The organism is Rhizobium sp. RU35A (assembly GCF_900156005.1).
Lineage (GTDB): Bacteria > Pseudomonadota > Alphaproteobacteria > Rhizobiales > Rhizobiaceae > Neorhizobium > Neorhizobium straminoryzae.
This window is the reverse complement of the sequence record NZ_FTMR01000016.1, coordinates 62,076-80,911: the sequence shown is the minus strand read 5'-3', so window position 1 is coordinate 80,911 and position 18,836 is coordinate 62,076. Positions and strand designations below refer to the sequence as shown.

General features: G+C 64.2%; 18 protein-coding genes. 12 read left to right on the top strand and 6 right to left on the bottom strand.

Features of this window, described 5'->3' with window-relative positions; all coding sequences use genetic code 11:
- Positions 1-184 precede the first annotated feature (184 nt).
- From F3H95_RS24690 to F3H95_RS24675, 4 genes are all read left to right on the top strand, one after another.
- Complete coding sequence (locus F3H95_RS24690) at positions 185-1,141, top strand: ornithine cyclodeaminase family protein (RefSeq protein WP_149747891.1); 957 nt, start codon at positions 185-187, stop codon at positions 1,139-1,141.
- Positions 1,138-3,606: an ATP-dependent helicase HrpB gene (gene hrpB / locus F3H95_RS24685; RefSeq protein ID WP_149747890.1), complete on the top strand. Its 2,469-nt coding sequence runs from the start codon at positions 1,138-1,140 to the stop codon at positions 3,604-3,606. Before F3H95_RS24690 ends, hrpB begins: the two co-directional genes overlap by 4 nt.
- Positions 3,566-4,924 (top strand): ActS/PrrB/RegB family redox-sensitive histidine kinase, encoded by a 1,359-nt coding sequence (locus F3H95_RS24680; RefSeq protein ID WP_143125222.1) that lies wholly within the window; start codon positions 3,566-3,568, stop codon positions 4,922-4,924. Before hrpB ends, F3H95_RS24680 begins: the two co-directional genes overlap by 41 nt.
- Positions 4,925-5,000: 76 nt before the next feature.
- The gene (locus tag F3H95_RS24675; protein ID WP_143125223.1) at positions 5,001-5,570 is read left to right on the top strand and encodes an ActR/PrrA/RegA family redox response regulator transcription factor; all 570 of its coding nucleotides are present in this window, start codon (positions 5,001-5,003) and stop codon (positions 5,568-5,570) included.
- Between the two features lie 3 nt (positions 5,571-5,573).
- Here F3H95_RS24675 and F3H95_RS24670 read toward each other — a convergent pair whose 3' ends face one another.
- Positions 5,574-6,062, bottom strand: coding sequence for an MmcB family DNA repair protein (locus F3H95_RS24670; RefSeq protein WP_143125257.1), 489 nt, complete (start codon positions 6,060-6,062; stop codon positions 5,574-5,576).
- A gap of 184 nt (positions 6,063-6,246) precedes the next feature.
- Here F3H95_RS24670 and F3H95_RS24665 point away from each other — a divergent pair, with 184 nt between their 5' ends.
- The gene (locus F3H95_RS24665) at positions 6,247-6,930 is read left to right on the top strand and encodes a L,D-transpeptidase (protein ID WP_143125224.1); all 684 of its coding nucleotides are present in this window, start codon (positions 6,247-6,249) and stop codon (positions 6,928-6,930) included.
- 184 nt (positions 6,931-7,114) lie between these two features.
- Here the strand turns inward: F3H95_RS24665 and F3H95_RS24660 are convergent, their stop codons facing one another.
- From F3H95_RS24660 to hslV, 5 genes are all read right to left on the bottom strand, one after another.
- Positions 7,115-9,280, bottom strand: a complete 2,166-nt coding sequence (locus F3H95_RS24660; protein WP_149747889.1) for a malate synthase G — start codon at positions 9,278-9,280, stop codon at positions 7,115-7,117.
- 179 nt (positions 9,281-9,459) lie between these two features.
- Positions 9,460-10,866, bottom strand: a complete 1,407-nt coding sequence (locus F3H95_RS24655) for a cytochrome P450 (RefSeq protein WP_149747888.1) — start codon at positions 10,864-10,866, stop codon at positions 9,460-9,462.
- A gap of 40 nt (positions 10,867-10,906) precedes the next feature.
- Complete coding sequence (locus F3H95_RS24650) at positions 10,907-11,854, bottom strand: DUF1402 family protein (RefSeq protein WP_185969801.1); 948 nt, start codon at positions 11,852-11,854, stop codon at positions 10,907-10,909.
- A 209-nt stretch (positions 11,855-12,063) separates the two neighbouring features.
- Positions 12,064-13,371, bottom strand: a complete 1,308-nt coding sequence (hslU, locus tag F3H95_RS24645; protein WP_149747887.1) for an ATP-dependent protease ATPase subunit HslU — start codon at positions 13,369-13,371, stop codon at positions 12,064-12,066.
- 80 nt (positions 13,372-13,451) lie between these two features.
- Positions 13,452-13,976, bottom strand: coding sequence for an ATP-dependent protease subunit HslV (gene hslV, locus F3H95_RS24640; RefSeq protein ID WP_143125228.1), 525 nt, complete (start codon positions 13,974-13,976; stop codon positions 13,452-13,454).
- A gap of 200 nt (positions 13,977-14,176) precedes the next feature.
- Between hslV and hisB the strand changes: the two genes are divergently transcribed.
- From hisB to coaA, 7 genes are read left to right on the top strand one after another with little or no spacing between them, the layout of a single operon-like run.
- Positions 14,177-14,773 carry an imidazoleglycerol-phosphate dehydratase HisB gene (gene hisB, locus F3H95_RS24635; RefSeq protein ID WP_149747896.1) on the top strand — a complete coding sequence of 199 codons (597 nt, stop codon included), beginning with the start codon at positions 14,177-14,179 and terminating at the stop codon, positions 14,771-14,773.
- Between the two features lie 17 nt (positions 14,774-14,790).
- Positions 14,791-15,288 (top strand): DUF2628 domain-containing protein, encoded by a 498-nt coding sequence (locus F3H95_RS24630; protein ID WP_188134475.1) that lies wholly within the window; start codon positions 14,791-14,793, stop codon positions 15,286-15,288.
- Positions 15,288-15,938: an imidazole glycerol phosphate synthase subunit HisH gene (gene hisH / locus F3H95_RS24625; protein ID WP_149747886.1), complete on the top strand. Its 651-nt coding sequence runs from the start codon at positions 15,288-15,290 to the stop codon at positions 15,936-15,938. Before F3H95_RS24630 ends, hisH begins: the two co-directional genes overlap by 1 nt.
- Position 15,939: 1 nt before the next feature.
- Entirely contained in the window at positions 15,940-16,683 is a 744-nt protein-coding gene (hisA, locus tag F3H95_RS24620; protein WP_143125231.1) for a 1-(5-phosphoribosyl)-5-[(5-phosphoribosylamino)methylideneamino]imidazole-4-carboxamide isomerase, read from the top strand.
- Positions 16,680-17,468, top strand: coding sequence for an imidazole glycerol phosphate synthase subunit HisF (gene hisF / locus F3H95_RS24615; RefSeq protein ID WP_143125232.1), 789 nt, complete (start codon positions 16,680-16,682; stop codon positions 17,466-17,468). Before hisA ends, hisF begins: the two co-directional genes overlap by 4 nt.
- 10 nt (positions 17,469-17,478) lie before the next feature.
- A complete protein-coding gene (locus F3H95_RS24610) occupies positions 17,479-17,802 on the top strand; it encodes a phosphoribosyl-ATP diphosphatase (RefSeq protein WP_143125233.1) in 324 nt (107 codons plus the stop codon).
- Positions 17,799-18,794, top strand: a complete 996-nt coding sequence (coaA, locus tag F3H95_RS24605) for a type I pantothenate kinase (protein WP_143125234.1) — start codon at positions 17,799-17,801, stop codon at positions 18,792-18,794. The genes F3H95_RS24610 and coaA overlap by 4 nt, the downstream gene beginning before the upstream one ends.
- The last annotated feature ends 42 nt before the right edge of the window (positions 18,795-18,836 follow it).

Here is an 18,836-nt window from a genome sequence, read left to right as displayed (position 1 = left end):
GCCAGAACAAGAGACACCGTCGCCAGCAGCGCCGCCGCCCTCGTTGATGAACCGGCTTATACGAGCCACCACACAAAGCGTCAATCCGTATTTTTAAAAAACTGTCATTTTTCTCGCGCCCCGTTCCGGAAGCCTTGCCGCACCGTTAATCTGCAGCCTTGTTTGATGACATGACGGGATTGCCATGCTGGTTCTGGACGAAAGAGAGACACGCGAGGCCCTTCCCTTTCCGGATCTGATCCGGGCGGTGGAGGCGATGTTCGCGGGCGAATGCGTGGTGCCACTGCGCCATCATCATGCGATGGAGGTACCGGGCGAGGCGCATGCCACCCTGCTGCTGATGCCTGCCTGGCAGCCCGGCCGCTTCGCCGGCGTGAAGATTCTCAATCTCTTTCCCGACAACCACCGCCGAGCGCTGCCGACCATCATCGGGCGCTACCTGCTCTCCTCGGGCAAGAGCGGGGAAATGCTGGCCCTGATCGAAGGCGGCGAACTGACGGCGCGGCGGACCGCCGCGACATCCGCACTCGCCTCCCGCTTTCTGAGCCGGCCCGACGCCCGCCGCCTTGTGATGGTCGGCACCGGTCGGCTGTCCCTCAACCTGATCGCCGCCCATGCGGCGGTTCGGCCATTGCAGCAGATTTCCATCTGGGGACGCGACCGCAGCAAGGCGGAGGCGACGGCCGAGGAAGCGCGGCGCGCCGGATTCGATGCCGTGGCAGCCGATGACCTTGAGAAGGCCTGCCGTGACGCCGACATCATCTCATGCGCCACGCTGTCGAGCGAACCGCTCGTCTCCGGCGCCTGGCTGAAGCCCGGCGCGCATCTCGATCTGGTGGGAGCATTTACGCCAAAAATGCGCGAAAGCGATGACGAGGCCGTGCGTCGCGCCCGCATTTTCGTGGATACCCGCGAGGGCGCTCTGCACGAGGGCGGCGATCTGGTGCAGCCGCTCGAAGGCGGCGTCATCACGCTCGATGATATACAGGCAGATCTGTTCGACCTGACAGCCGCGCGTCATCCCGGACGTCGGCACGCCGAAGAGATCACCCTGTTCAAATCGGTGGGTGCTGCGCTGGAGGATCTGGCCGGCGCGATTCTGGCCTATGAGACGGCATGGCTTGCAAAGGCCGGCGCATGACGAAAATGCCCTTTACGCTGCCAAGCCTGCCGGTCAGCCATGTGCTGCCGGAGATCGGCGAGGCACTGGCCGGCAGCTCCCGTGCCGTGCTGTCGGCGCCTCCGGGCGCCGGCAAGACGACGCTGGTGCCGCTCTTCCTGCTGCAGCAGCCGTGGTGCAGCGGCCGGATCATCCTGCTCGAGCCGCGACGACTTGCGGCGCGCGCCGCGGCAAGCCGCATGGCAAGCCTGATCGGCGAAACCGTCGGCCAAACCGTCGGCTATCGCATGCGCCTCGACACCAGGATTTCAGCCGCAACGCGGATCGAGGTAGTGACGGAAGGCGTCTTCGCCCGGATGATCCTCGATGATCCCGAGCTTTCCGGTATCTCGGCGGTGCTGTTCGACGAATTTCACGAACGCTCGCTGGATGCGGATTTCGGTCTGGCGCTGGCACTCGATGCGCAAGGTGCCCTGCGCGAGGATCTGCGGCTGCTGGTGATGTCTGCGACACTGGACATCGAGCGGATCGCACAGCTGCTCGGCGATCCGCCGGTGGTTCTCAGCGAAGGGCGCAGCTTTCCGGTCGAAATCCGCCATGGCGACCGCGACCCGGGCGAGCGGATCGAGGATGCGATGGCCCGGGCGATCCTGGAAGCGCATCGGCAGGAGACGGGCTCGATCCTCGCCTTCCTGCCCGGGCAGGGCGAAATCCTGCGCACGGCAGAACGGCTTGCCGGGCGCCTGCCGCCGGAGACGATGATCACGCCGCTGTTTGGCAATCTCACCCAGAAGGAACAGGATCTGGCCATCCGGCCAGTTCCTGCCGGGACCCGCAAGGTGGTACTGGCGACCTCGATTGCCGAAACCTCGATCACCATCGACGGCGTGCGCATCGTGATCGACAGCGGCTTGCAGCGCCTGCCGGTCTTCGAACCGTCAACCGGGATCACCCGGCTGGAAACGGTGCGCACCTCGCGTGCCTCGGCCGATCAACGGGCGGGTCGCGCAGGCCGCACCGAGCCCGGCATCGCCATCCGCCTCTGGCATGCCGGCCAGACGGCTGCCCTGCCCGCCTTTACTCCGCCGCAGATTCTCGCCAGCGATCTCTCCGCGCTGGCGCTCGACCTCGCCCATTGGGGGGTGCAGGATCCGGCCGATCTCGCCTTCCTCGATCCGCCCCCGGCCCCGGCGCTGGCCGAAGCGCGGCAGTTGCTGCGCATGATGGGCGCGCTCGACGGCGAACACCGGTTGACGGCCCGCGGAAAGCTTATGCGCGGCCTGTCACTCCCGCCGCGGCTGGCGGCCATGGCGCTGGCGGGGGCCGAACAGGGCCAGGCGCTGACGGCCTGCCAGCTGGCGGTGCTGATGACGGAACAGGGCCTGGGCGGGCCGGATGTCGATCTCGATCAGCGGCTGAAACGGTTTCGCAGCGAACGGGGCGAACGGGCCGAGGCGGCCCGCCAGCTCGCCCGTCGCCTGGCGGAAAGCCTGCCGAAGGCGGAGAGGAGCGACCAGCCTGTCGAGGCCGGCGCGCTGCTGATCCATGCCTATCCCGACCGGGTTGCCCTGCAACGCGGCGCGCGCGGCCGTTTCGTGATGGCGAATGGCCGCGGCGCGGAATTGCCGGAGACGGAGCGGCTCTCCGCCTCCCGCATGCTGGTGATTGCCGATCTGACCGGCCGTGCGGCCCAGGCCCGCATTCTCGCCGCCGCCGAGATCGACCGCGCAACCGTCGAGGCCGAACTGGCCGGGGCGATCGAGCGACGCGAGGAAGGCTATTTCGACCGGCCAAGCGGTCAGGTGCGGGCCCGCAAGGCGGTGCGGCTTGGCGCGCTCGTTCTGGAAGAAACGCCGCTGCCCCGCCCAACCGGCCAGCAGGCGGCCGAAGCGCTGGCGGACGGCATCCGGCAACTGGGGCTCGCCCGCCTGCCATTTTCAAAGGATACCGACCAGCTGCGCGAACGGCTGGGCTTCCTCCACCGCAGGATCGGCGCACCCTGGCCAGATGTCTCCGACGAGGCGCTGCTGGCGCGGCTCGACGAATGGTTCGTGCCCTTCCAGACCGGCCGCAGCAGCCTCGACTCGATCGATTCGGGCAGTCTGTCGGAAGGCCTGCGGCTGCTTGTCCCGCATGAGGTGCGCAACCAGCTGAACCGGCTGGCGCCGACGCATTTCGAAGCGCCGACCGGCCAGCGCCATCCGATCCGCTATGACGGCGACGAGCCGGTGCTGGCGATCCGCGTGCAGGAACTGTTCGGGCTGAAGAGCCATCCGGCCGTGGCAGATGGTCGCCTCCCCCTGCTTTTGGAGTTGACCTCGCCGGCGCATCGGCCGATCCAGACGACGCGCGACCTTCCGGGCTTCTGGGCAGGCTCGTGGAAAGACGTGCGGGCCGACATGCGCGGACGCTATCCGAAACATCCCTGGCCGGAGGACCCTGCCCATGCGGCTCCCACCCATCGCGCGAAGCCCCGCGGAACCTGAACGGGACACGCGGACGGACAATCCGTCGATCCGGCATGCCCAGTTCGGGCGGGCCAATCGCAGCATGCGCCTGCAGACGCTGGTGTGGCTGCGCTGGCTGGCGGTGGCCGGTCAGACGCTGACGGTGCTGTTCGTGGCTCTGGTGCTGCATTTCTCGCTGCCGGTCGGCGAAACCGCGATCCTGATTGCCGCGCTGGCACTGGTCAATCTGGTGCTGTCGCTCTGGTATCCGCCGACGCACCGGCTGAAGCCCCTTGCCGCACTTGCCCTGCTCGGCTTCGATCTTTTGCAGATGAGCGGGCTGCTGTTCATCACCGGGGGGCTTGCCAATCCCTTTGCCCCCCTGCTCTGCGTGCCTGTCATCATCTCCTTTGCTTCGCTGCCGCTCCGGCACTCGCTGTTCCTGCTGCTGTTTGCGATTGGCTGCACCACGTTGATCACCATTTCACCCTATCCGGTTCCCTGGCATCGGGACGAAATCCTGATCATCTATCCGGTCATGCAGCTCGGCATCTGGTGCGCCATCGTGTCGATGATGTCTTTTGCCGCCTTCTATGCCTATCGCGTCTCGATGGAGGCGGTGCTTCTGGCCGATGCGCTGGCCGCGACCGAACTGGTGCTGGAGCGGGAAAAGCACCTGTCGCAACTGGATGGGCTGGCTGCCGCCGCCGCCCACGAACTCGGCACGCCGCTCGCCACCATCAGCGTCGTCGCCAAGGAGATGGAGCGGGAGCTGGCGGGCGACGAGCGCTTCGGCGAGGATGTCGCGCTGCTGCGCAGCCAGAGCGAACGCTGCCGCGACATCCTGCGCCGGCTGACCTCGCTTTCGGCCGAGAACGAGGAACACATGCGCCGCCTGCCGCTATCCTCGCTGATCGAGGAGGTGACCGCGCCGCACCGGCAGTTCGGCATTACGCTCGATGTCATTGAGCCCAGCGGTCGGGCCGGCGAGCCCGTCGGGCAGCGCAATGCCGGCATTCTCTACGGTCTTGGCAATCTCATCGAAAATGCAGTGGACTTTGCGCGGCAAAAGGTGACCGTGACGGTGGAGCACGATGCGGATAAGGTTGCCATCACCATCGAAGATGACGGCATCGGCTTCGCACCCGATGTGTTAACCCATATTGGAGAACCATACATGTCGACCCGCAGCCGCGAGGACGAGCGCGCCGGAGGCCTGGGGCTTGGATTGTTCATCGCCAAGACCCTGCTGGAAAGATCCGGCGCCACCCTGATCTTCTCCAATCGCGGACCGGATCATGAAGGTGCCCGTGTGCGGATCGTCTGGCCGCGCGCGGTCATGGAGATGAAGGCATGAGCAGGATGGATGGGCTGACCCGATGCGCCCGGCGCATCGTAGACACAGAAGAACAAAGCCCGGTGGAGACAGGACAATGACGGCAGACAAGATCGACGCAAACACCCCGGATCTGCTTGGGCCGGATGCCAGCCTTCTGATCGTGGACGACGATGCACCTTTCCTGCGCCGCCTGGCGCGCGCCATGGAAAGTCGCGGCTTCCAGGTGGAGACGGCCGAATCGGTGGCCGAGGGCATTGCCAGGTCGAAGGCGCGGCCGCCGAAATATGCGGTGGTGGATCTGCGGCTTGGTGACGGCAACGGCCTCGACGTGATCGAGGCGATCCGGCAGCGGCGCGAGGATACGCGCGTCATCGTGCTGACCGGCTACGGCAATATCGCGACCGCCGTGACGGCCGTGAAGCTCGGCGCCGTCGATTATCTGTCGAAGCCGGCCGATGCCGACGACGTGTTTGCGGCGCTGACCCAGCGGCCGGGCGAAAAGGCGGATGTGCCGGAAAATCCGATGTCGGCGGACCGGGTTCGCTGGGAGCACATCCAGCGCGTCTACGAGATGTGCGAGCGCAACGTGTCGGAAACCGCCCGCCGGCTCAACATGCACCGCCGCACTCTGCAGCGCATCCTGGCGAAGCGCGCCCCGAAATAGGCGTCAGCCCTCCTCAAACGTCTTGCCCGTCGCCCATTCGGCTGACAGAAGCCGCTGGGCGGCGAGGCGTGCAAACTGCAGTGTTACCGCCTTGCGCGCCGCCGGCGCCAGGCGATGTTCGGGCGCCTCGCGCAGCAGATGCGCCCCATAGCCGTCTGAGAGGAGGAAGCCGCACTCTTCCGGAAAGATCTCGGCCGGCACGTCCCGATGGGTGGCAAAGAACAGCCGGTCGCAGAAATCGCGATAATCCGGCCATTTCCGGTCGCTGCGAAAATCGTCGACCGATGTCTTGATTTCCACAATCCAGATCTCGCCCTTGGCAGTGAGACTGATCAGGTCAGCCCGCCGCCCGTTGGCCAACGTCATTTCGGCAATCACCGCATGGCGCATATCGTTCAGCAGCACCTGTACGCCGCGGCGCACCATCAGCGCGCGATTCGACTGGCGCCCGTCTATTAACGGATTGTTAGGGCCAATCTGAACAAGTGTCATGGTTTCGTCCGCTCTCGACACGTGTGTCTGTTGCAAAAAGGCAATGAATTTTTCATTTGTCGCACCGCATTCATTTGGCACCCGCGCCCGCCTTGCCAACCTTGTTCTAATGGAAAATAAACCGTCCATCAAAAGATGGATGACAGCATCTTTGCTTCCACCCCTATCCCACGAGATCTTCTCCATGCGCATTCGCACCTGCATGATTGCATCCGGCCTGACGGCGATGCTCGCCCTGACCGGCTGCTCGACGACTTCCGAAACCAAGACCGTGCCCGTGGCAGCCGCCGCGCCGGTCAAGACGCAGACGAATGCGATCTTTTCCGATGCCTATGGCCCGGTGACGGATGCGGGCTATCCGCTGCCGGCGATCCCGATCAGCCGTCTGGACAAGAAATTCCACCGCCAGATCGTCGATTTCGACACCAAGGAACAGCCGGGCACGATCATCGTCAACACGCAGGAGCGCTTCCTTTATTACGTCCTGCCGAACGGCAAGGCGATGCGCTATGGGATCGGCGTCGGCAAGCAGGGTTTTGCCTGGTCGGGTGAGGCCTATGTGGCCTGGAAGCAGGAATGGCCGACCTGGCATCCGCCCAAGGAAATGGCGGTGCGCAAGCCGGACATCGCCCGCTATGTCGATGACGGCATGGGCCCGGGCCTCAGCAACCCGCTCGGCGCGCGCGCCATGTATCTGTTCAACGAAAAGGGGCAGGATACGCTGTTTCGCCTGCACGGCACGCCGGAATGGGCTTCCATCGGCACTGCCGCCTCTTCAGGCTGCATCCGCCTGATGAACCAGGACGTGATCGACCTCTACAACCGCGTGCGTCCCGGCCGCGAAACCAAGGTGGTCGTGATCCAGTAAGGATCGCTTGCCAGAGACATGAACAAAAAAACGGCGCGTCACCCGCGCCGTTTTTTTGTTTTGAAGTTCCCTCGTTCCACAGGAAGGGCTCTTCCTCGTAGGAGAGGATCGGGCGCAAGGCCTATCGGAGGCAACCATTGCCTGATGGAACGGCGGCGGACGGGCAGGCCGCCGCCTTCGCTCGTCAGGTACGCCGTGCCTTGGCTTCCAGCCGCCGGCGATGCAGGACCGGTTCGGTATAGCCGTTCGGCTGTTCGCGACCCTTCAGCACCAGATCAAGCGCGGCCTGGAAGGCGACCGAATCATCGAACCGACCGGCCATCGGCAGGTAGAGCGGATCACCCGCGTTCTGCTGGTCCACGACGGCCGCCATGCGCTTCATGGTTTCCACCACCTGCGCTTCGGTGACCAGGCCGTGATGCAGCCAGTTGGCCATATGCTGGGCGGAAATGCGCAGCGTCGCACGGTCTTCCATCAGGCCGATATTGTTGATGTCAGGCACCTTGGAGCAGCCGACGCCCTGATCGACCCAGCGCACCACATAGCCGAGAATGCCCTGGGCATTGTTGTCCAGCTCGCGCTGCACCTCTTCCGGCGTCCAGTTCGGCCGCGAGGTCACGGGTACCGAGAGGATGTCGGAGAGCTTGGCGCGGGCCCGCGACTTGAGGCCAGCCTGGACGTCCGCCACGCTGACGCGGTGATAGTGCGTGGCATGCAGCGTCGCGGCCGTCGGCGACGGAACCCAGGCGGTATTGGCGCCGGCCTTCGGATGGGCGATCTTCTGCTCCAGCATGGCAGCCATCAGGTCCGGCATGGCCCACATGCCCTTGCCGATCTGGGCGCGTCCGGAGAGGCCACAGGCAAGGCCGATGTCGACATTCCAGTTTTCATAGGCGGCGATCCAGGGGGCCTGCTTCATGTCGCCCTTGCGGATCATCGGGCCCGCTTCCATCGAGGTGTGGATCTCGTCCCCGGTACGGTCGAGGAAGCCGGTATTGATGAAGACGACGCGTTCGCGGGCCTGGCGGATACATTCCTTGAGGTTGACCGTCGTCCGGCGCTCCTCGTCCATGATGCCCATCTTGATGGTGTTGGCCGGCATGCCGAGTGCCTGCTCGACGCGCGTGAAGATCTCGCAGGCAAAAGCCACTTCGTCAGGACCATGCATCTTCGGCTTAACCACATACATCGAGCCTGCACGGGAATTCTGCCGACGGCCATTCGGGCCGACGTCGCGCAGCGCAATCAGCGCGGTGACCATGGCATCCATGAGCCCCTCCGGCACCTCGCGCCCGTCGCGGTCGAGGATCGCCGGATTGGTCATGAGGTGGCCGACATTGCGCACCAGCATCAGCGAACGGCCCGGCACCACGAGGCTGGAGCCGTCCGGCGCGGTATAGCTGCGATCCGGGTTGAGCGCGCGGATGAACGTCTTGCCGCCTTTCGCGACCTCTTCCGTGAGGTCGCCTGTCATCAGACCGAGCCAGTTGCGGTAGACGACGACCTTGTCCTCGGCATCAACAGCTGCGACCGAATCCTCGCAGTCCATGATGGTGGTGATCGCCGATTCGAGCCAGACATCGGAGATATGCGCCGGATCGTCCCTGCCGATCGGCGTGGAGGCATCGACGCGGATTTCCACATGCAGGCGGTTCCTGACCAGAAGTACATGGGTCGGCTGATCGGCCGGGCCGCGATAGCCGGCAAACTGGGCCGGGTCGGCAAGCGACACGGCCTTGTCGCCGGCCGTGACGACAAGTGCTCCCCCATCCACGGCAAGCCCGGTCACCTCGGACCATGCGGCACCGGAAAGCGGCACCGACTGGTCGAGGAAGCTGCGCACCCAGGCAATGACGCGCGCGCCGCGCACGGGATTGTAGCCGGCACCCTTTTCGGCGCCATCGCTTTCGGCAATCGCATCCGTGCCGTAGAGCGCGTCATACAGCGAGCCCCAGCGGGCATTGGCAGCGTTCAGGGCATAGCGTGCATTCATCACCGGAACGACGAGCTGCGGGCCGGCAATCTCGGCAATCTCCGGATCGACATTCTCGGTCGCGACCTGGAAATCCGGTCCTTCCGGCAGAAGATAGCCGATCTGGCGCAGGAAGGCTTCGTAGGCCACGCCGTCGCCGGGCGCGCCGTTCTTGCGGTACCACTCGTCCAGTTGCTCCTGCAACGCATCGCGGCGCGCGAGGAGATCACGGTTCTTCGGTGCCAGATCATGGACCAAGGCGGACAGTGCTGCAAAGAAGGCATCGGCCTCGATGCCGGACCCCGGCAGCGCCTCGTTTACCAGAAAGGCGTGCAGTGCCTCGTCTATAGCCAGACCCTGTCTCTCGATGCGGCTCATCCGATCCTCCATTGTTCTGCATGATGTCTGTGGTTCTTGCGCGCCGGGACGGCTTAGTCAATGCAGCCTTGGTGGGATGGCGGTTCGCCATGTCGCAGGAACATGGCAGACAAGCGCAGGACGGGAAACGCCCGGCTGGCTGGTCGATGCCGATGGTTGCGGCAGGCTGAAGACCGGTCTCAGGCGTTGCGGGGACGCGGTACGACCCGCATCGAAAGCCCGTCGCGCGGCTGGGTGGTCAGCTTCTGCACCGGCCAGGGGTCCATGCCCGGCAGCGCCTCGAAACGATGCCGCGACATCAGCACGGCAAGCGCGATCACCGCCTCCTGCATCGCAAAGGTCGCACCGATGCACACGCGCGGGCCCGCCCCGAAGGGCAGATACTGGAAGCGATGGATCTTGCCGCGCTGGTCCGGCAGGAAGCGCTCCGGCATGAAGGCACGTGGTTTTTCCCAATAGAGCGCATGGCGATGCAGCGTCCAGGGCATCACGAGAATCGTCGTGCCGGCGCGGATCGCCACCTCGGTCCCGTCCGGCGCCGTCCAGCTGTCATCCCTGATCGCGGCACGGTTGATGGAGGGTGCCGGCGGATAAAGCCGCATGCCCTCCTCGAAGGCGGCCCGCACATGGGGCATCAGGTCCAGCCAGTCCACGGGCTCGGCACCAGTCGCAAGCACCCGGTCGATCTCCTCCTCCATCGCGTCGCGCACATGCGGGGAATGCGAGACGCAGTAAAGCGTCCAGGCAAGCGCCCGGGCTGTCGTTTCGTGCCCCGCACCGATGAAGGTGAGGATATTGTCCTCGATCTCGTCCAGCGTCAGCCCGTCCGGGCCGTCAAGTTCCAGCAGTAGCGTGAGGAAATCGTCCGGCGTAGCGGCCCGGTCGGCGCGCATCATGGCGCGCCGCTTTTCCATGGTCAGCCGCACGATCTCGCGGAACTTTCCGAGCACCTTTGCTCCACCGATGCGCGTGACCCGCGGCACCCAGGGCGGCGCGCGCAGCAGATCCATCGGATCGACGCGCCCCATGCGGTGCAGGAGATTGTCGACGTCATCGGCAAAATTCTCACTTTGCGTGACGATGTCGCCGGAAAACAGGGTTTCCGAAAGAATGGCAAAGGCCAGCTCGGTCATGTCGACCGCAATGTCCTCGATGCGCCCTTCCGGGCCGATGTCCTGATATTTCTCGGCATAGCGCTTTGACTGCGCCAGCATCTTGCCGGCAAAGCCGCGGGCGTGACGCGGGGTGAAGACCGGCGCCATCGCCTTGCGGGAGCGCTTCCAGACAGGTCCCTCGGCCGTCAGCAGGCCATCGCGCAGAATCGGTCTGAGAATCAGCTGCCGGATCTCCGACATCTCGTAGTTGCTGGCATTGTCCACCAGCACATGGCGGATGAGGCCGGGATCGTTGACGATCAGCGTTCGCTCGGAAAAGAACTGCGTCTCGATCCAGGGCAGCGTGTAGGATGGCTCTCCCCACAGTTCCAGCGGATTGCGGAACACCGTGCGGATGATCTCCAGACGGCCGGGCGGCACCGTGCGCGGAATGGGCGCCGGCGGCTCGAAGGGTTCCGGACGCCTATCCATCAGCCGATCTCCTGTCGCAAGGAGATCCACATATCATGCGTCAGAGCAGCGATTTCAATTGCGCGAGCTTGTCGTTGACGAGCCAGCCGTAATAATTTTCCTCCGGCCAGGTCAGGCCGCCGGACCGGTTGCGGGCGGCAAGAGTGGCGGCACGCTGCGCGGAGTTGCCGATATTGTAGAGGGTCGCGGTGATGCCCGGATTGCCGGAAATGTCCATGCCGGCGATCTGGGCATAGTCATCGATCGAACGGCGGATGGTGGCCGCCACATAGGCGAGCGACTTGTCCGGATCCATGATGGCGGCATAAACGCCGCGTGCATCGGATGCATCGAGCTTCGGATAACCCGAACGGCGCGCCACGAGATCCGATTGCATCAGCGCGGTCAGCGGATTGATCTGTCCAAGACCAAAGGTCTGGCCAGCAAAGAAGGGCTGGAAGAAGACGGCGCTGAAGCGGTTGTCGGGATAGCTGACACCATCGACGGTGTTGCCGCGGAACACCTTTTCCCACACCGCTTCTCGGCAGCTCCAGAGCTTGTAGGAATCATCCTCGGACCGGCAGCCGGCAAATTCGGGACGGGCGACGAAGGCACCGATCGTCTGGTCGCGGTAGCCGAATCGGAAGCTGTCGCCCGCATAGGCGGCGGCCTTCACATAGTAGGACTGCAGGCGGTCATAGGCATCCACGTTGTAGGTGTGCTCGCCGACGATCGCCCCGATGATGTGGACGGGGTCAATGTCGTACTGCCGCGCCGTCTGCTTGATCTTGGACATCAGCGACGGACTGTCGGACAAGAGTTCGATGATCTTGTCGTATTTGTCGTCGAAGGTGGTGCGTCCCGCCTTCGTGCGGCGGATCGATGCACCAGGCACCTTCGGCTGTTCCAGATTGCGATTGCCAGGCGGCACGACGATCAGTCCACCAGCCAGCGCGGGCGGTGCGCTCCAGGCGAGGATCATCAGCAGGGCGAGCAGGAAACGTCGCAAGATTGAGCATCCCAGGATAATCGATGAGCTGGCCGTCCTGACCCCGCAAGCGCCGACGAATCACGCATGCACATTGCATCTTGCTCATGTTGCGTGCTGCCTTACTGAAAAACAAGGCGCGGAGTCGAGCCCGCGCCTTTCAATTTCCCGTCATGGGGTAGAGAGCGGCATGGGCCGTTGCCTGCTTGCCACGCCTCGCCGCTTACCCGCTAGAGAATATAACGGGAGAGATCCGTGTCGGCAGCGATATCGCCAACATGCTGGCGCACGTAATCCGCATCGATCGTCACGGCGGTGCCGGAGCGATCCGGCGCGTTGAACGAAATCTCGTCCAGCACCCGTTCCATCACCGTTTGCAGTCGGCGGGCGCCGATGTTCTCGACCGAGGAGTTGAGATGCACGGCCACATCGGCCAGCGCATCGATAGCGTCCTCCGTAAAGTCCAACGACAGCTGTTCCGTCTCCATGAGCGCCTTGTACTGGCGAATGAGGCTCGCCTCCGTCTCCGTCAGGATGCGACGGAAATCCTCCTTCGAGAGCGGCTTCAGCTCGACGCGGATCGGCAGGCGACCCTGCAGTTCCGGCAGAAGATCGGAGGGCTTGGCCACATGGAAGGCGCCTGAGGCGATGAAGAGAATATGGTCCGTCTTCACCGGTCCATATTTCGTCGACACTGTCGTGCCTTCAACCAGCGGCAGCAAGTCGCGCTGCACGCCCTCGCGAGAGACGCCGGCGCCGAGCCCGCCATCGCGGGCGGCGATCTTGTCGATCTCGTCCAGGAAGACGATGCCGTCGTTTTCGACGGAACGCACCGCCTCGCGCTGGATGACCTCGTTGTCGATCAGCTTGTCGCTTTCGTCGCGGATCAGATCGCCATAGGACTTGGCGACCGTCGTGCGCACCTTCTTGGTGCGGCCGCCCATCGCCTTGCCGAACATATCCGACAGGTTCAGCACGCCGATATTCGCGCCCGGCATGCCGGGGATCTCGAAGCCGGGCATGCCCGAGCCGGTATCGGCCACCTCGACCTCGATCTCCTTGTCATCCAGCTCTCCATTGCGCAGCTTCTTGCGAAAGGTTTCGCGGGTCGCGGGCGATGCCGTGGAGCCGACCAGCGCATCGAGCACGCGCTCCTCGGCGCTCTGGTGTGCCTTGGCCTGCACCTCGGCGCGCTTCTTCTCGCGCACCAGCCCAATGCCGATCTCGACGAGATCGCGGATGATCTGCTCCACGTCGCGGCCGACATAGCCGACCTCGGTGAACTTGGTGGCTTCCACCTTGATGAAGGGCGCGCCGGCCAGCCTTGCGAGACGACGGGAAATCTCCGTCTTGCCGACGCCGGTCGGGCCGATCATCAGGATGTTCTTCGGCATCACCTCGTCGCGCAGGCTCTCGTCGAGCTGCTGGCGGCGCCAGCGGTTGCGCAGCGCAATCGCCACGGCGCGCTTGGCGTCATGCTGGCCGATGATGTAGCGGTCCAGCTCCGAGACGATCTCGCGGGGGGAAAAAGTCGTCATGTGTTAACCTCTTCGGCGTCCCTGTTCCGGACGGCTCATCAAGCCCGACCGGATGGACCCGTTCCTGTCATGTAAAAGGGTTATTCGGCGTCCAGCGTCTCGACCACGAGATTGTGGTTGGTATAGACGCAGATATCGGCGGCAATGGCGAGCGCCTGGCGGGCGATCTCCTCGGCAGATTTTTCCGAATCCATCAGGGCGCGCGCTGCCGCATAGGCATAATTGCCGCCGGAACCGATGGCGATCGTGCCATGCTCGGGCTCCAGCACGTCGCCATTGCCGGTCACGGCGAGTGTCACGCTCTTGTCGGCCACCAGCATCATGGCTTCCAGATTGCGCAGGTACTTGTCGGTGCGCCAGTCCTTGGCAAGTTCAACGGCGGCACGCATCAGCTGGCCGGGATATTGCTCCAGCTTCTTTTCCAGGCGGTCGAGGAGCGTGAAGGCATCGGCGGTCGCGCCCGCGAAACCGGCGATCACCTCGCCCTTGCCGATGCGGCGCACCTTGCGCGCATTGCCCTTCATCACGGTCTGGCCGAGACTCACCTGGCCATCGCCGGCCATGATGACCTTTCCGCCTTTCCGCACGGTAATGATTGTCGTCATATTCACACCTGTGGGCCCATAGGGGCCTCTCTGCTGCCGGTTCATTCCGGCTGTTGAGGCACATGTAAGTGGTGCTCCAAGGATTGCAAATCCGTCCGCTCAGCGGTGGCGGCCGATTGACTGCCGGAATCGTTTGCACCGCAGCGGCGCGGCTGATAAGCAGCGCAGATCATGTCGTGCCCAAGCTTCCGGTGACCAGTATGAGCGAGCGCCGCGCCTCCGTTTCGCGCAAGACGAACGAAACCTCGATTTCCGTAACCGTCAATCTGGACGGCACCGGCACTTCGAAAATCGAGACGGGCATCGGTTTTTTCGACCATATGCTGGAGCAGCTGTCGCGACATTCGCTGATCGACATGGAGATCGACTGCAAGGGCGACCTGCATATCGACGATCACCATTCGGTGGAGGATACCGGGATCGCGATCGGCCAGGCGATTGCCAAGGCGCTGGGCGACCGTCGCGGCATCACGCGCTATGCCTCGATCGACCTTGCCATGGACGAGACGATGACCAAGGCCGCCGTGGATCTGTCCGGACGGCCGTTCCTCGTCTGGAACGTTGCCTTCAGCGCGCCGAAGATCGGCAGTTTCGATACGGAACTGGTGCGGGAATTCTTTCAGGCGCTGGCCCAGAATGCGGGCATCACGCTGCATGTGCTGAACCATTACGGCGCCAACAACCACCACATCGCGGAAACCTGCTTCAAGGCCGTGGCCCGCGTATTGAGAACCGCCACCAAAATCGATCCGCGCCAGGCGGGCCGCGTTCCCTCGACCAAGGGCACGCTGGTCTGACGCCGTCAGGAGGAGCCTTGACCAGCTTTATCGTTCTGACACCGCCGCAGGGGCCGGATCGCGACCACGCCTCGACCCGCTTCGTGGCGGACCGCTTCACCTGGCTCGGCTTCCTGTTTCCGGCGCTTTGGCTGCTGATCGGCCGCTGCTGGCTGGCCGGCATCGCCACGCTTCTGGCGCAGGGTTTTGCCGTATGGCTCGGCGATCAGCCCGGGCTGTTCTGGGCGGGGGCGCTCATGCAGTTCGGCATTGCCCTTCTGATCGGCCTGGAGGGTCGCCATATCCGGGTGACGACACTTGTCCGACGCGGCTGGACACTCTGCGACGTCGTGACGGCACCGGACCTGGCGACCGCCGAGACCATCTACTTTTCCAGCCTTCCCGCCGAAGCGCCAAAGCCATTCGTGCCGGTGACCGACTGGAACAAACTCTCCCCGCCCGCCCAGAGGTCCGCCCAGGGGTTCGCCCATGGCGGACCGGCGCTTGGGCTTTTTGACATTGGTGGAGGACGCTGATGCGCGTTGCAATCATCGACTACGGATCGGGCAATCTCCGGTCCGCAACGAAGGCCTTCGAACGCGCCGCCCGTGAGGCCGGTCTCGAGGCCGAGATCTCGCTGACCGACCGGCCGGAGATGGTGGCCGCCGCCGACCGCATCGTGCTGCCGGGCGTCGGCGCCTATGCCGATTGCCGTCGTGGACTTGCCGCGGTGGACGGCATGGAAGAGGCATTGTTCGAGACGGTCAAGGGCAAGGGCCGTCCCTTTCTGGGCATCTGCGTCGGCATGCAGCTTATGTCTTCGCGCGGCCTGGAGAAGGACGTGACGCAAGGATTTGGCTGGATCCGTGGCGACGTGACGGAAATGACACCGTCCGATCCGACGCTGAAGATCCCGCAGATCGGCTGGAACACGCTGACGCTCAACCGGCCGCATGCGCTGTTCGAGGGCATCCCGACAGGCCCGGACGGGCTGCACGCCTATTTCGTGCATTCCTACCATCTGGCAGCCGAGAACGCGCATGATGTGGTGGCGACCACCGATTACGGTGGCGCGGTGACTGCCTTCGTCGCCCATGACAACACGGCCGGCGCTCAGTTCCATCCGGAAAAGAGCCAGACGCTCGGCCTTGCCCTCATTTCGAATTTCCTGCGCTGGAAGCCCTGACATGATCCTTTTCCCGGCTATCGACCTGAAAGACGGCCAGTGCGTGCGCCTGAAACTTGGCGACATGGAGCAGGCCACCATCTACAATCCCGACCCCGCCGCCCAGGCCCGTGCCTTCGAGGACCAGGGTTTCGAATGGCTGCATGTGGTGGATCTGGACGGCGCCTTTGCCGGTGAAAGTCGCAACGGCTTTGCCGTCGATGCCATCCTGAAGGCAACGAAGAACCCGGTACAGCTCGGCGGCGGCATCCGGACGCTCGATCATATCGAAGCCTGGCTTTCGCGCGGGCTGGCCCGCGTCATCCTCGGCACGGTGGCGGTGCGCAATCCGGCGCTGGTCATCGAGGCCTGCCAGAAATTTCCAGGCCAGATCGCTGTCGGCATCGATGCCAAGGGCGGCAAGGTGGCCGTCGAGGGCTGGGCGGAGGCCTCCGAACTCGGCGTGGTGGAACTCGCGAAGAAATTCGAGGGCGCCGGCGTTGCCGCAATCATCTACACCGACATCGACCGCGACGGCATTCTCGCCGGCATCAACTGGGCCTCCACACTGGAGCTGGCCGAATCCGTCTCGATCCCGGTGATCGCCTCGGGCGGCCTCGCCTCGCTCGACGACATCCGCCGCATGCTGGAGCCGGATGCGGCACGGCTCGAAGGCGCCATCTCCGGCCGCGCCCTCTATGACGGGCGCATCGACCCGGCGGAAGCGCTCGCCCTCATTCGCGCTGCCAAGGGAGGCCGTGCATGACCCTGAAAGCCCGCGTCATCCCCTGCCTGGACGTCAAGGACGGCCGTGTCGTCAAGGGCGTCAACTTCGTCGATCTGATCGATGCGGGAGATCCGGTCGAGGCAGCGAAAGCCTATGATGCGGCGGGCGCCGACGAGCTCTGCTTCCTCGATATCACCGCCTCCTCCGACAATCGCGACACCATCTTCGAGGTGGTGGCCCAGACGGCGGAGCACTGCTTCATGCCGCTGACCGTCGGCGGTGGTGTGCGGGCCGTGTCCGATATCCGCAAGCTGCTGCTTGCCGGCGCCGACAAGGTGTCGATCAATTCGGCGGCCGTGAACAATCCGGATTTCGTCGCCGAAGCCGCCGACAAGTTCGGCAACCAGTGCATCGTCGTGTCGATCGATGCCAAGCGGCGGCGGACGCAGGGTCCGGGTCAGGACAATGCCAGCGCCTGGGAAATCTACACCCATGGCGGCCGCAATGCGACGGGCATCGATGCGGTGGAGTTTGCCGTGCGCATGGTCGAGCGCGGGGCCGGCGAGTTGCTGGTCACGTCGATGGACCGCGACGGCACCAAGATCGGCTATGATCTCGAACTGACGCGCGCGATTGCCGATGCGGTGCGGGTGCCGGTGATCGCCTCCGGCGGCGTCGGTTCGCTCGACGACCTGGTGGCGGGTGTGAAGGAAGGCCACGCGACGGCCGTGCTCGCCGCCTCCATCTTCCATTTCGGCACCTATTCCATCGGCGAGGCCAAGCGCTACATGGCCGAGCACGGCATTGCGATGCGTCTGGACTGAGGAGACAGAGATGAGCGACTTTTCCCTCAGCGATCTGGAAGCGATCGTGGCCGAGCGCGCCAAGGCGGACCCTTCGCAATCCTGGACCGCCAAGCTGGTGGCCGCCGGCCAGGACAAGGCGGCAAAGAAGCTTGGCGAGGAAGCCGTCGAGACGGTTATTGCGGCGCTGCGCGACGACCGCGAGAACCTGACGGCCGAAGCCGCGGATCTGATTTATCATCTGATGGTCGTATTGAAGATTGCCGGCGTTCCGTTGCAGGATGTGCTGCAAGAGCTTCAACGTCGCACCGCCCAATCGGGCCTGCAGGAAAAGGCGAGCCGACAGCCCTCATGACGATCGCCACACAGCCCATCGAATCGGATATCCCGCCAGAGCACGCCCCCGCCGGAAACTACTCCCCCTTCTTCCTGTTTACGTCAGAGGAATGGGCGAAGTTTCGCGCCGACACGCCTCTGACGCTGACGGCGGACGAAGTGAAGCGCCTGCGCTCGCTGGACGATCCGATCGACCTTGACGAGGTGCGGCGCATCTATCTGTCGCTGTCGCGCCTGTTGTCGGCCCATGTGGAAGCCTCGCAACTGCTCTTCCAGCAGCGCAACCGCTTCCTCAGCCTGTCGGATCAGGTGAAGACACCCTTCGTCATCGGCATTGCCGGCTCGGTCGCGGTGGGAAAGTCCACCACGGCGCGTATCCTGAAGGAATTGCTGGCCCGCTGGCCCTCCAGCCCCAAGGTCGATCTGGTCACCACCGACGGCTTTCTCTATCCGAACGCGGTGCTGCGCCGTGAAAACCTGATGGAGCGCAAGGGGTTTCCGGAAAGCTACGACATCGGCGCGCTGCTGCGCTTCCTCTCGGCGATCAAGGCCGGCAAGCCGGATGTGCGGGCCCCCCGCTATTCGCACCTGACCTATGACGTGCTGCAGGATGAATATGCGATCATCGACCGGCCGGACATCCTGATCTTCGAGGGCATCAACGTGCTGCAATCGCGCACCCTGCCCGCCGACGGCACCATCGTGCCGATGGTCTCGGACTTCTTCGATTTCTCGATCTATATCGATGCCGAGGAACGGCAGATCCACAACTGGTATGTGGAACGCTTCATGCGGCTGCGCCAGACGGCCTTCCGCGATCCCACCTCCTTCTTCCACCGCTATGCGACGATCGACGAATCGGCAGCGCTGGCCATCGCCGAAGGTCTGTGGGAAAACATCAACCTGAAGAACCTGCGGCAGAACATCCTGCCGACCCGCCCCCGGGCAGACCTCATTCTGCGCAAGGGCAGCAATCACTTCATCGAAACGGTTGCGCTGCGCAAGCTGTAGGCGATCGATCACACGCGATGGATCGCCCACGATGCATCTGCA